This window comes from Spirosoma aureum, from assembly GCF_011604685.1.
GTDB lineage: Bacteria > Bacteroidota > Bacteroidia > Cytophagales > Spirosomataceae > Spirosoma > Spirosoma aureum.
The window spans coordinates 8,108,853-8,122,379 of record NZ_CP050063.1 but is presented as its reverse complement, the minus strand read 5'-3'; the positions used below and the strand labels follow the sequence as shown (position 1 = coordinate 8,122,379).

The 13,527-nt window shown below is 45.9% G+C and carries 9 protein-coding genes; 2 read left to right on the top strand and 7 right to left on the bottom strand.

The annotated features are described in order from the left end of the window. Positions 1–870: 870 nt before the first annotated feature. The 3 genes from G8759_RS32535 to G8759_RS32525 are packed head-to-tail and all read right to left on the bottom strand — an operon-like array spanning position 871 to position 6,048. Positions 871–1,389: a hypothetical protein gene (locus G8759_RS32535; protein WP_167217479.1), complete on the bottom strand. Its 519-nt coding sequence runs from the start codon at positions 1,387–1,389 to the stop codon at positions 871–873. A gap of 28 nt (positions 1,390–1,417) precedes the next feature. After that, positions 1,418–2,881, bottom strand: a complete 1,464-nt coding sequence (locus G8759_RS32530; RefSeq protein WP_167217477.1) for a SusD/RagB family nutrient-binding outer membrane lipoprotein — start codon at positions 2,879–2,881, stop codon at positions 1,418–1,420. Positions 2,882–2,901: 20 nt separating this feature from the next. Then, positions 2,902–6,048, bottom strand: a complete 3,147-nt coding sequence (locus G8759_RS32525) for a SusC/RagA family TonB-linked outer membrane protein (protein ID WP_167217475.1) — start codon at positions 6,046–6,048, stop codon at positions 2,902–2,904. A 456-nt stretch (positions 6,049–6,504) separates the two neighbouring features. Between G8759_RS32525 and G8759_RS32520 the strand changes: the two genes are divergently transcribed. Beyond that, positions 6,505–7,848 carry an amidohydrolase gene (locus tag G8759_RS32520; RefSeq protein ID WP_167217473.1) on the top strand — a complete coding sequence of 448 codons (1,344 nt, stop codon included), beginning with the start codon at positions 6,505–6,507 and terminating at the stop codon, positions 7,846–7,848. Positions 7,849–7,924: 76 nt separating this feature from the next. Here the strand turns inward: G8759_RS32520 and G8759_RS32515 are convergent, their stop codons facing one another. After that, positions 7,925–8,722 carry an SDR family oxidoreductase gene (locus G8759_RS32515; protein WP_167217471.1) on the bottom strand — a complete coding sequence of 266 codons (798 nt, stop codon included), beginning with the start codon at positions 8,720–8,722 and terminating at the stop codon, positions 7,925–7,927. Between the two features lie 145 nt (positions 8,723–8,867). On the opposite strand from G8759_RS32515, the gene G8759_RS32510 reads away from it, so the two are divergent. Beyond that, on the top strand, positions 8,868–10,175 hold the full coding sequence (locus tag G8759_RS32510; protein ID WP_167217468.1) for a DUF2851 family protein: 1,308 nt from the start codon (positions 8,868–8,870) through the stop codon (positions 10,173–10,175). 46 nt (positions 10,176–10,221) lie between these two features. Here the strand turns inward: G8759_RS32510 and G8759_RS32505 are convergent, their stop codons facing one another. The 3 genes from G8759_RS32505 to G8759_RS32495 form a co-directional block, all read right to left on the bottom strand. Then, positions 10,222–11,547: a Gfo/Idh/MocA family protein gene (locus G8759_RS32505; RefSeq protein WP_162389864.1), complete on the bottom strand. Its 1,326-nt coding sequence runs from the start codon at positions 11,545–11,547 to the stop codon at positions 10,222–10,224. Between the two features lie 95 nt (positions 11,548–11,642). After that, entirely contained in the window at positions 11,643–12,386 is a 744-nt protein-coding gene (locus G8759_RS32500; RefSeq protein WP_167217466.1) for a 3-keto-disaccharide hydrolase, read from the bottom strand. Between the two features lie 102 nt (positions 12,387–12,488). After that, a complete protein-coding gene (locus tag G8759_RS32495; protein WP_167217464.1) occupies positions 12,489–13,421 on the bottom strand; it encodes a sugar phosphate isomerase/epimerase family protein in 933 nt (310 codons plus the stop codon). Positions 13,422–13,527 lie beyond the last annotated feature (106 nt).

The following is a 13,527-nucleotide window of genomic DNA, read 5'->3' as shown; positions in this document are numbered from 1 at the left end:
AGTTGTTAGAAACATTTTAAAAATCCCAAAATGGGAATACAAAGTTAGTATGTAGAATAATAATATCTGTACTGTGACTTAGGAATTTTTTGTAATATTCCGATAAGGGGCGCTACTGGTGAAGAGTAAAATGAAAAGTAACAACTAATAGGATTAACCCCCGCAGTAAAGCAATTCGATTGGAATTCTTTAAGTCCAGGAGACCTGTTTATCATATATATGCTATGACTTCCAGTTGGTATTTATTTACTAATTGGTAGCTGATAAATTTCATAGAAATGATTTTGATATGTCCTGATTCGGTCGTATTTCATCCGTAATAAACCATAAGGCAGTTATTATCTTACACTATAGAATAAGATGTAAATGCTGCTGTTAATCAGGATTTAATGTCCTTTATTGAGATTAAATGTACTACTGGAATGTAGAATACAGCCGGAAAAATTAGTGAAGTTGGTACTGATAAGTCAATACGAGTTTACTCTGTAAGATGTAAAAATTGATATTAGTTATTTATACTTAATTAAGTGCAGTATTAATTTTGGCGAAAATATTGAATAAGATGATTTAATACGAATAATTAAAATTGAATTTCTTTACTTGTAATAAATTATTTTGACTTTTTTCATTTAAAAAAGTATAATTTAACGTTTGGTGAAATAGAATTATTTAAGGAAAATACTTAGTCTGTGAGTATGTTTTTTTTCAATGATTAAGCCGGCGTAAGTACATGTTATAAATAGTACTAATCATTACTAAAGACTAGAAGACGTGAAAATACACCTGTTCTAAAAGTCGATAAATCTATTGAAAATAAAAAGCCCTCCAGACATCATCTGGAGGGCTTTTATACTGGTCTGGCAGCGTTAATTAGGCCACAATTCTTACCCGAACAGGTTCAGGAACGATTTGGGTACCATCGTCAAGAGTTACCAGAAAAATGAATTGAATTTCGGTAAACGTGTTCGCCTGAGTTGCTGGTGTAGTCGGTACCGTTGGGTACTTCTTTTTGAAATCAGCAATTGTCGTGGTGAAAACAGCCGTTGTTCCACTACCGGCAATGGGGGCTGGGTTATAAGCTGTCGTAGCTGTGGCTGCATTTAGTGTCGCTACGTTTATGCCTGTTGCCCCACCTACCACTTTGGTAATTTCCTTAATCGTACGACCACTGGTTGATGGAATTGACAATGTAAACTGAATCGCGCCACCGGCCGCCAGTGAACTAGTAATATATGGATTAAATCCATACGTTGTTGCACCCGGAAAGGTTACTGGGACTGCCGGTCGATTGTCGCGAACCAGGTCACTATATACCTGATCATCTTTACAGGAAAAGCTACTACCAGCTACCAAAGCAAGCAGCAACAGATTTATGATTATATTTTTCATGCAATTGCGTGTTTGAAGTCTTTAAGTTTTAGTCGACATCCCACCATACCCGGACATTCGATTGGGGAGCTGGGTTGGGGAAGTTTGTATTCCGTTGAAGCTCAGCATTGATATATACTGCCCGAACTGGCCGGGTGCCATCAATACCAGCCGCGTTCTGCGAAGGTTGCAGAACAGGATATCCTGTCCGACGGTAATCATTAAAGGCTTCCAGCCCGTTTCCGGTAAAGGCAATGTATTTCTGGGTAATAATCTGAGCAATCTTTTGCTCATTGGTTCCCGTTAACGTTGCTACCGTTGGGTTTGCAGTCAGGTAGGCATTGATCTGATCGGCAGTAAGTCCAGCCAATGTCATCGATGCTCTGATGCCTTCGGTATAAAGCGCTTGCGGATCACCCGGCGTACCCAGCCGAAGGGCGGCTTCAGCCAGAATAAATGCCCGCTGGAAGTTTGTTGCCAATCGTACAGGACCTTCACCAGCATTACCAACGACGTATTTGTTATACCGTGACCAGCTCGTTATGGGTTGTGGCAGAGTACCCCTAAAGCCGTTATCGATCGATACATAATCAGCCGCCGGCTTCGTAAAGAAAATGGGCAGACGAGGGTCATTGAAGCCCTTCAAGAGATTTAAGTACCGTGTGCTTAAAATAAGGTCATCTTTAAAGGTACTGATATTTGTATAGGTATAGCGTGGGTCCTGGCTTCCTACACTGGCTCCAAAGGTAAAGTTCATATCCCCGCTATTAGCGGTGATGTAGTTATTGGCTGTCAGTACTTCATTAATAACACTCGTTGCTAAAGCTGGCTCTTTACGACTGATAGTCATGGCAAACTTTAGTAGCAAGGTATTGCCAGCCCGCTTCCACTTAGCCAGATCTCCACCATAAATCAGGTCATCAGCACCCGGTTTTGTGGCAGAAGCAGCATCCAGATCTTTAATTCCCTCGCGTACCAGATCGAACAGGCTTTGAATGCCCTGTGCCGTGTTGCCTTTGTAAATATCCTCCTGCTTATCCAACCGAGGGCTAAGGAACGCTTCGCCCTGTAATGCCTGAGAATAAGGAATATCTCCCCAAAGGTCTGTGGCAACACTAAACGTATAAGCCTTCAGTATTTTGGCAATACCCGTATAAGCTTTTGAACCCGTGGCATCGCCTAATTCAACTAATTTCTGGTAGTTAACCAGTGCTCCATCATAAAGTTCACCGGTCCACTGGTTGTTTAAATCAGCTCCATTCGTTTGGTATACATCATAATTGGCTGGGTTATTTCCCGCTCCAGACAACTGCTGTATTACTACAGATGAAAAGCGATTTATTTCATTGGCGTTCGCAAAGGCGGAACCTGCCTGAGCACCCGGCAACAAAACGGCTGGCGTTACTGATGTAGGGTTATTGGGCGTTACGTTAACGTCTAAATATTTACTACAGGCTCCCATTCCCAGAAAAAGAGGGACGAGAAAGTAGCTTTTATAGGCTATCAATTTCATGAGTAGATCAAATAAGGATGTTAAAAAGTGAGCCGTATGTTACCGCCAAAGTTCCGCGTATTAGGCGGGCCATTTAGGTCTAGGCCCTGAATATTACCCGCTCCCTGCGTATTCGTTTCTGGATCACCAAAGAAATTTGGAGCGTAGAAATACAAATTACGACCACTAACGCCAACTGAAATAGAGCCGAAAGGCGTTTTACTCAGCAAGCTCTTGGGCAATGTGTAATTGAGAGCTACTTCGCGCAGACGATAAACGGTCGCATCAAAAACAGCACCCTCGGAAGCTAAGCCACCTAATGCACCCCAGTACGTTTGTGGTGCTATCTGAATGTTATTAGGTCGGAACGTTCCATCGGCATTCTGAATCACACCGGGCAGGATGCGTGGCTGATCACGGTCAACTCCCGTCACCTCTAACGAACCATTTGACCGGGCATCTACAGCACCAAATGAATAAAGCTGACCACCTTGACGGGTATCGATCAACACCGACAGAGCCAGACCTTTGTATGAGAATGTATTGGTCAGACCCGCCGTATAATTAGCCTGCGGACTTGAGATTACAGCGTTGGCAATACCCGGAGCAAACTGCCCAGATGTTCCATTGACAACATATTGACCTACAAATTGGCCTGTTGCATCATAATATAAGCCAGTGGGGTCCGTATTCTGAACCCGCGCATTAGCTGTTCCAACAACTACGCCGTATGGTTGACCTACATAAATGGAAGGTATGATACCGCCGAATACGTTACCGGTAATTTGCGATGATGTCACACCAGGAGCAATCGATACAACTTTATTCCGGATCAGTGTGTAGTTTAAAGTCGCATCCCATTTGAAACCGCCTATCCGCAAAGGTGTGGCATTGAGGACTAATTCAATCCCCTTGTTATTCAGCTCACCAACGTTGGTTGTACGGGTATCATACCCTGACGAGTTCGATACGGCCACGTTGAAAATTTGTTGTGTACTGCGTGAGTCGAAGTATGTCGCATCGATGCTTAACCGGTTTTTGAAAAATCCGAGGTTAATCCCTACTTCGTAGGAAGTAACAAATTCAGGTTTGAGGTTATTGCTGCCAATACGGCTGCTAATACCAAAACCAGGAACGTTACCACCGTTTACAGCCAATGGGAAAGTGATACTGGCAACGTTATTCCCGTAGCCCGATGTTGTATACACCGAGTTTAGCAAATAAGGATCTGCATCGCGACCTACGCGGGCAGCGCTTGCCCGAACTTTAGCGTATGAGAGGACGTCAGAATTAATCTTAAATGCATCTGTTGGTACAAAACTAACCGAAGCAGAAGGATAGAAATACGTGTTGTTCGCTTTCGGTAAAGTAGATGACTGGTCAGCGCGTCCTGATAACTCCAGGAATAAATAGTTGTTGTAATTCAGTGACAACTGACCGTAGTAACCAACCAGGCGACGCAAAGTAGTCGTTTCGGCGCTACCTGTAAATACGGTTCCATTACTGAGATTATAGAAGCCCGGAATGGTTAAGGATGCTGCATCAGCAGCCACTTCCTGGGTTCTCCGTTGGTTAATATTATTGCCTAATAATAGGTTCGCATTGAGACCTTCTATAAACAAATTGTCTTTTCGGGCACTGATCAACAAATCTCCGTTCAACTCATTGCGAAAGAAGTTATCCTGTTGGACCTGCCCCAGTGGCGCACGACCTGCACCGATTGGAAGGGTCAATTTGCGACGGTCGGTATAGGTATCGCCCGTTACACGATAAGCCACATTTAACCACGATGCGATGTCATAACTCAATTGGAAGTTCCCAAAAAAGCGGTCTACCTGACTGTCGAGCCGCTCATTGTTAACACTCCATTGCGGGTTATTAATCGTAGTCGAGAAATAAATGCTCTTTCCGTTAGCGTCCTGATACGGCTCATTCGCTAAATCGTAGCTGCGCGGTATCCGTGTCATCTGACCAAATGCGCTGGCTCCATTACCGCCCGGAATACCTGTCGATACTGTTTGAACGTAAGTGCCTGTTCCGCTGATTTTCAATCCATTCTGCAACTTAGTCTCGCCACCAAGCTGCACATTAGTCCGGTTAAACTTCGAGTTCGGCACAATCCCATTCTGTAAGGTATTACCAACGGCAATTATGTAATTACGAGTGGCATCGCCAGAGGCAATATTGACAGAATTCTGAATGACGCTACCTTGTTTGTAGAAATCACGTACGTTATTCGGATAGGCCTTGTAAGGAACTGTCTGCCCCTGAAGATTCGTCACCGATGTAACATCCGTAAAAGAGGGGCCCCAAGAGTTTGTTGAGTTATTAACGTACGCATTATTGGCTCCCTGACCATAGGAATTCTGGAATGGGTACAGACCATACACATCCTGAACGTTATACGAGGAATTGACGGTTACCTCCGTTTTATTGTTCTGGTTACGGCCCGACTTGGTCGTAATAACGATAGCACCAGCCGATGCCCGTGAACCGTATAAAACGGCTGCTGCAGGTCCTTTCAGTACGTTGACCGACTCAATACTTTCTGGGTTGATATCGGCCAGACGGTTAGACGGCTGCGTACCGAACAGCGTGTTCTGGGTAAGGTTGACGTCGTTACTGAAGATAATGCCATCCACAACTATGAGGGGTTGGTTGCTTCCGTTGAATGACGTAATACCCCGAATGTTAATGTTGGTTGAAGCGCCTGGCGCGCCACTGGATCCCGTAATGTTTACGCCAGCCAGTTTGCCCTGCAAAGCGTTCAGTAGGTTCGGCTCTGACCGTTGCGCCAGGATATTACCGCCTACTTCCTGGGTTGCGTAACCGAGCGAGCGCTTGTCACGCTCAATGCCCTGAGCTGTTACGACAATTTCGTCCAAACTCTGTGAACCAGCAACTAAGACAACATTAATCGTGTTTTGATTGCCGACTGCAATTTCCTGGCTTGTAAAGCCGATAAAACTAAATACTAGTCTTGCATTGGCTGGAACACTGATCTGATAGTTCCCGCTGGCATCCGTTATTGCCCCACGAGTTGTTCCTTTAACCTGCACGCTTACGCCTGGTAATGCGATGCCGTCGTCTGATGAAGTGACGCGACCGCTCACGGCTATATCCTGCGCCATAACTGGCAAACAGAAAAGCAACGCAAGAAGCCAGCTTCCCAATAAAATTTTGTGCATAAAACAGTAGTTGTTAGAAAAAGATAATAACCCACAAAAAAGGGAGACAAAGTTAACTTACAAATAATAAAAATTAAGGATAAGTGGTAGGAAAATTTTGCAATATTCTTATGATTTATATACTACTGGTTACTTAACCTACTTAGTTACGAAAATTTACACATATATGTAAATTAAATATATATTTTAGTCACTTATTTTGGACCATATTGAAACATTTGCCCTAAGCTGTCTGCCTGGTTCAGCCCCAAGACTATCCATATAAAGAGTAATAATCCAATTTAATGCCTAGCCAACAAGTACTTTTCATGCTATAATAGCTATGATAATTATTTTATAAAAAATAGTATTGGTAGGCTGATTAGTATTAATAAGGCGTGATAAGCCAAATTTTATATGGATTTCGTGTAAATTGCATTACAAAGATGTCATTAGAGGAAAAAATTGTACAATTCAATGGGTAAATATCAATTATGTGCCAGTGTTCTGGCAGTCATGAGTTTTACTGCTCAAACGGTGCTGGGACAAGGAACTACGTTGAGCGCCCGCATGGATAAAACCGCCGAAGGGCTTGAAAAGAAAGTAGTGGCCTGGCGTCGCGACTTTCATCAGCACCCTGAACTGGGTAATCGGGAGTTTCAGACAGCGGCAAAAATTGCGGCTCACCTGCAATCGCTCGGTATCGAAGTGAAAACGGGTGTTGGTAAAACCGGCGTAGTTGGCTTACTCAAAGGTGGTAAACCCGGACCCGTAGTAGCGCTGCGGGCTGATATGGATGGACTACCTGTTACCGAGCGAGTCGATTTGCCGTTTAAGTCAGAAGCCCATACCGAATATAATGGTCAGCAAACGGGTATCATGCATGCCTGTGGACACGATACACATGTGGCTATGCTGATGGGGGCTGCTGAGGTATTGGCATCCATTAAGAGTGAGTTGAAAGGAACGGTGAAATTTATATTCCAGCCTGCCGAAGAGGGAGCTCCAACGGGCGAAGAAGGTGGAGCCTACCTGATGGTCAAAGAAGGTGTACTCGAAAATCCGAAAGTAGACGCCATTTTCGGGCTGCACATCAACTCGCAGACCGAAGTGGGTACGATTAAATATCGGCCGGGCGCAACGATGGCTGCCGTCGATTCGTATGCCATCAAAATTAAAGGGAAGCAAACTCATGGTGCAGCTCCGTGGTCGGGTGTTGACCCCATTGTGACATCGGCGCAGGTCATTATGGGCTTGCAAACCATCGTGAGCCGGAACTTACCGTTAACCGAAAATGCGGCCGTTGTGACGGTCGGCGCCATTCATGGCGGAATTCGGCAGAATATCATTCCGGAAGAGGTGAACATGATCGGTACAATTCGATCGCTGGATAATGAAATGCAGAAAACAATCCATCGCCGGATCAATGAAATCGCGACCAATATTGCCGAAAGTGCCGGAGCCAAGGCTGATGTTAAGATTGAAGTCATGTATCCCGTCACCTACAATGATCCTAAGCTGACCGATCAGATGGTACCAACGCTTGAAGCGGTAGCCGGAAAGAATAACATTCGACTTACGCCCGCTCAGACGGGTGCCGAAGACTTTTCATTCTACCAGCAGAAAGTGCCAGGATTCTTTTACTTTCTGGGCGGCATGACAAAGGGTAAAAAGATCGAAGATGCAGCTCCACACCATACGCCTGATTTTCAGATTGATGAAAGCTGCTTTGTACTTGGTATGAAATCACTCTGCCATCTGACCGTAGATTATATGGAGCAGGCAGGCAAAAGCAAAGGTGTCGCTATCAGCGGTAAGTAGTTCTCAGTAAACAGATCGGTCGGATTTCTATGATTTAACTAACTAAAGGTAAATCATAGAAATCCGACCGATCTGTTTATACACCCTCCCGATTGCGCAGAATTCGGGATAGCAGCCCCGGCAGGAAACGTTTAAGATAAATGCCGTAGATTTCTGCACCCCCGATATAAACCTCCTCTTTTTCCTTAGAAACTGCTTTTACTAGGCGCTTGGCAAAGGCTTCTGCACTCATTCCCTGCGCCTGATTGGTATCCATCTTCCCATGTACCTGCCCACCAGCACTGAGGGCATGAAACGAAAGCGGAGTTTTTATGTAACCTGGGCAAACCAGGGTAACTCGCAGACCATCGTTGTAGGTTTCAGCGCGAAGGGCATCAAAGAAGCCGTGTAGCGCGTGTTTACTGGCACAATATCCCGAGCGTTGTTTCGTCCCCAATTTTCCGGCAACACTGCTTGTTACCACAAAAGAGCCACTTTTCTGGCTCAGCATTGTGGGTAACACCGCTTTCGTTAAGGCTACAACACCGAAGAAGTTTACATCCATTAGTTGTTTATAAACCGAAAGCTCTGAGTCGGCAACAGTGCTTCGCTGGGTGATTCCTGCATTTTGAAATACATAGTCGATCCGACTGAAGTGTTGAAGGACGGTTTCTACATGATCAGGAAAACTGTCGATGTCAGTCATATCCATCGGTAGAACAAGTATGTCGGATGAAGGAAGGCCAGTTTGAGCCGCTACCCGTTGTAATTCATCCGCTCGTCGGGCAGACAGCACCAGTTTTACCTTTTCCTTCGCCAGGGTTTGGGCAATCGCTTCACCAATACCCGATGAAGCACCCGTAATCCAAACAACTTTCTGAAAAAATACAGACATAGAACGACGATAAAGATGTTACGAAAATACGCTCGACGGATATGTACTAAAGTATACGTTATTCTATTAATAGTTTCATTATTTTTGGCTTGCCTCTAAACCGAAAACGACATCTGGTAATGCTTACTGTCAACACGTTTTCGCTGTGCCTGAAGCCTTTTTATATTTTCTTTGGCAATATCAGTATTTTACTAAAAACAACCTGACAACCACCGATGGAGAATCGGTACAGGTGTTACATCCTGGTTTTCGAAATCTCGATTCGGGTCCCGACTTCTTTAATGCGCGATTATTGATCAACGACGTTGAATGGGGCGGAACGGTCGAAATGCATACCCATACGTCGGATTGGCTGGCACACCGTCATCAGCACGACCGGGCCTATGATAATGTAATTCTGCACGTCGTCTGGCTGGATGACCGTGCCGCAACCGGCCGCCGGGTCGATCGGGCAAACGGTGCGCCCCTGCCTACGCTTGAGTGTGCCTTCATAACATCGCCTGCATTAATCGACCGATTTAAAACCCTGGCCGATTCTATGGATGTCATACCATGCGCCGGGCAGTTTCGGTCTGTTCAGCCGTTGCGCATAACAGCTATGCTCGACAAAGCGATGCTACAGCGCCTGGAACGTAAAGCCGATGGTGTTCGGGCGATATTTGAACAAACGAAGGGCGATTGGGAAGAAACAGCCTATCGACTGCTGGCCATAAACATGGGTTTTAAGGTTAATGCCGAGCCGATGGCTCAATTGAGCTGTGCCCTACCGTTGAAAGCATTATTAAAACATCGGGATGTGATGGTACAGACCGAAGCGATGCTCTTCGGAACGGCAGGCTTGCTTAATACTGCCGAAGAGCCAGATGACTACGTAAGAATGCTTCAACGGGAGTATCGCTTTCTATCGGCGAAGTATGATCTTGCCAACAAACAGGTTGATGAACATGCCTGGAAATGGGGACGAATGCGACCAGCTAATTTTCCAACACTGCGTTTGGCCCAATTCGCCCGGCTACTGACACATCATGCCAGTTTGTTTTCGCTGTTTGTGGGGAATGATGATGTACAGCTTTTGCTGGAGGCATTTCAGCTAGCTCCGTCAGATTATTGGCAGTCGCATTATCGGTTCGGTAAGGCAACGGCTAAAACAGTTCCAACGCTAGGGATAAACTCAGCTTCGACGCTTGTGATTAATGCGGTTGTGCCATTATTGGCAGCCTATGCCCATCATCGGGGCCAACCGGCTTTTCTGGATCGGGCAATTGGCCTTCTGGAGCAGTTACCGCCAGAAAAAAACCGTCTGACCGACGGTTGGGAAAAACTTGGCTTAGGCATGCGTACCGCTTTTGATTCACAGGCAGCTATCGAACTTTATAACGAATTCTGTTCCGTGAAAAAATGCCTCAATTGCCAGATTGGTGCAGGAATTTTAAAAATGAATGAACAAAGGTAAATGATGTTCAGTGATTCCATCATTTACCTTGTTCATTCCGAAAAGTTTAGCTTACCACCACGTCCTGTTTGGTCGAATCCCAGGTTACGCGTTTGCCGGTGTGCAGCGCCATCGTTGCCATAATGTTGGCGACCGAGTGATTGAATCCTACTCGTGCTGGCGCGTTTGGTTCTTTGCGGCTGCGAACGCATTGCATCCAGTTGAGCATGTGCAACGAGGTCATTGGGTCACCGCCGGTGTTGGCCGAAGTTTCCATTTTGGCTGCTTCGCCGAGCGACATAGTTGGCAGCAGGTTGGCCTGCATGTTCATCTCTTTCGCGTATTTAGCTTCCAGACCTCCCTCGGGCGAAATCTTGTTCGTATCGAGGTTGATCATACCACCATTCGAGAAATAGTATTCCTTGACGCCACCCGCTTCATTATTCATGCGCGAGGAATAAAGTACCTGGAAACCTTTGGTTTTATCATTGTCCGGGCCATAATCGAACACGGCGGTAAAGGTATCGGCATTGACACGCCCATCTTTCCAGACATATACGCCACCGTTGGCAACGACACTTCGTGGGTGGTCTAAGCCACTGAACCAGTGGACAGTATCGATCTGGTGCGACATCCACTGCCCCGGAATACCGGATGAGTAAGGGTAGAATAACCGGAATTCGAGATACTTGCGTGGGTCCCAGGCAACTTTAGGCCGGTTGAGCTGGTAGCGATCCCAGTCGGTATCTTCCTTGCGGATTTCAGACACTAATTTAGGCCGGCGCCACCGACCGGGCTGATTGACGTTCCAGGTCATTTCGACCATCGTAATGTCGCCGAATTTGCCGGATTTGATAAAATCATTGGCCGAATGGTAGTTCGGGGCAGAGCGCCGTTGTGAACCGACCTGAACGATTTTTTTCGAGCTTTCAACCGCTTTAACTGCCTTGCGCGCATCGTCTAATGATTCAGCAAAGGGTTTTTCGCAATAGACATCGCGGCCTGATTCGACAGCGGCTGTGCAATGGAGCGCATGCTGAAAATCGGCGGTGCTGATGATTACGGCATCAACATCTTTGCGATCGAGGAGTTCGTCATTGTTACGGGCTTTGAAAAAAGCATCGTCGTTCCAGCCTTTTCCTTTCAGATATTGTTCAGCTTCTTCACGACGGCGACTCCAGATGTCTGAAACACCTACGAAAGCAAAGTTCTGCGCTTTGGCATGTTCGGCAAACGCAGGTGCCAGTGACTGACGGAAGCGATCGGAAAATCCGATGATACCTACCCGAACGCGATCATTTGAGCCGATGATGCGGGCATAGCTACCAGCAGAGAAACTCATTCCGAGCCCAGCCAGTGCCGATTTTTTTATAAACTCACGACGGTTTTCCATGTGATTCAGAGGGTAAAATGCTGGCTTTTAGATATTAGACCTATAGAAGTAAAGTTAGAAATAACTAAAGTCTAACGTCTGCGGTCCATGTGTTTTTAAAGTGTTTTAATTTTTATGTTCCGATAAGACACCTTATTGCCATGATCCTGTAATAAGATATGACCCTTTGGCGCTTCACCAAACCGACCGTTGGCGTTGTATTCCGGCGCTTTGTATTTGCTCAGAGCTACCAACTCCCTGAATTTCTCGCTCCCACGCTCGTAATCTACTACTTTGGTTCCATTGAGCCAGTGCTCAACGTGTTTCCCTTTCGATATAACGCGGCCCGTGTTCCATTGGCCAATTGGGTTCGCCTTTTTGTTTTTGGCCGGAATCAGATCATACAGTGAACCAACGGTACGATTACCATTACGGCCCAGCTTCGCATCGGGGTGTTTATCATCATCCAGCACTTGAAATTCCAGTCCGAAGGCCGATCCCTTTGGTTTGGGAGAATGCTCAACGACAAAATACTTCAAACCACTATTGGCTCCTTCAGTCAGTTTAAAATCGAACGTCAGGTCAAAATCAGTGTATTCGCCTGTTGTAACAATATCGCCGAAACTTTGTGATTCGGACCCATCAGACTGCTGAATAGTCAGCAGGCCATCGGCAACGTTCCAGCCTTTTTCCGGAAACTTATCTTTATAAGCGCCCCGCCAGCCATTGGTCGTTTTACCGTCGAAGAGCAGTTTCCAGCCATCTTTCTTTTCTTTGTCGGTAAGCGTATTCGGCGTCTGGGGATTTTGTGCGGCCAGGAAAGAGGTCAGCAGCAACCCCGTCAAAATGAATTGTTTCATGATTTATTGAGTGAATAATTAATGAGCGAATGAGTGAATTGCGAGTGAGCGAATATAGAGCAGTTCATTTATTTGCTCATTCACTCATTCGCTCATTACTATTCATAGTGGAAAATTTAACGTTTTCGTAATGTAGTCCTTATTGATACTGGCGCATTGAGCGGCTGTTTTGTCTTTCTCGGGTACGCCATCCAGCTCGATGATTCCCCAGCCTTTAAAATTGATCTCCTCCAACGCTTTGAAAACGGCCGGAACATCGACATTGCCACGGCCCAGTTCAACAAATTTATACGCTTTCGGATCGTTTGGCTTATCGGGCACAGGCGACATCGTATCCTTTAAATGCAAGGCATGAATGATGCCTTTATACTGCTTAACGGCCTTTTCGGGCTGGCCACCACCTTGCTTGTAATGAGCAATGTCGAGCAGGAGTTTGGTGTATTTTGGGTTCAATGCCTGCACAATCACGTCTACCTCTTCGGGGGTTTCGCCGAGTTGGTTCATGTGGTTGTGATAGGTTGCCTGAACGCCCAGATCGGCAGTTTGTTTGCCAATTTCGTTCATGACCACGGCCAGCCGTTTCAATTCCTCGGTTGTTGGCAACCGGTCTTTCGGACGGAGGCTATTGGTCATCTGAAACGCCGACCCACCCAGTGCTTTTACAAAACTAGCGTGGGCCACGTGCATATCGATGGTACTTTGCTCTTTCGCCGGATCGATCTCGACATTTCCGCTCGAAAACATGGCCAGTGTCAAATGGTTCTGGTCGAGCAAGGCTTTGAGTTCGGAAGGTTTCGCTTTATATGGACCAAAGGTATTGGCCCGAAGTTGAATTCCTTTATAGCCCAGGGCTGCCAGGTCAGTAATGGCCTGGGCATCATTGCCGCCCCACGTAATAGCCGAATAGGCAATTTTTAGACCCGATGGTTTTGCCAGTTCTGCCTGGGCGAATAGCCGATTGACGCCAGTAGTGAGGGCCAGTGCCGATAATCCGGCCGTAGTGAGGAACTGCCGCCTGTTTACAGTCTCCTGCATGGTAGAAAAATGGGATAGTCAGTATAGACCCGATACACACGGGTACTGATCGTGAAATAAATCGTTTTCCGTCTTCAAATAAGGGCAAATCAGGTCTGTTCTACTG

What these genes read in the sequence shown, in the direction of transcription:
- G8759_RS32535 (WP_167217479.1), bottom strand. Translation starts at nt 1,389, where the DNA reads ATGAAAAATATAATCATAAATCTGTTGCTGCTTGCTTTGGTAGCTGGT.
- G8759_RS32530 (WP_167217477.1), bottom strand. Translation starts at nt 2,881, where the DNA reads ATGAAATTGATAGCCTATAAAAGCTACTTTCTCGTCCCTCTTTTTCTG.
- G8759_RS32525 (WP_167217475.1), bottom strand. Translation starts at nt 6,048, where the DNA reads ATGCACAAAATTTTATTGGGAAGCTGGCTTCTTGCGTTGCTTTTCTGT.
- G8759_RS32520 (WP_167217473.1), top strand. Translation starts at nt 6,505, where the DNA reads ATGGGTAAATATCAATTATGTGCCAGTGTTCTGGCAGTCATGAGTTTT.
- G8759_RS32515 (WP_167217471.1), bottom strand. Translation starts at nt 8,722, where the DNA reads ATGTCTGTATTTTTTCAGAAAGTTGTTTGGATTACGGGTGCTTCATCG.
- G8759_RS32505 (WP_162389864.1), bottom strand. Translation starts at nt 11,547, where the DNA reads ATGGAAAACCGTCGTGAGTTTATAAAAAAATCGGCACTGGCTGGGCTC.
- G8759_RS32500 (WP_167217466.1), bottom strand. Translation starts at nt 12,386, where the DNA reads ATGAAACAATTCATTTTGACGGGGTTGCTGCTGACCTCTTTCCTGGCC.
- G8759_RS32495 (WP_167217464.1), bottom strand. Translation starts at nt 13,421, where the DNA reads ATGCAGGAGACTGTAAACAGGCGGCAGTTCCTCACTACGGCCGGATTA.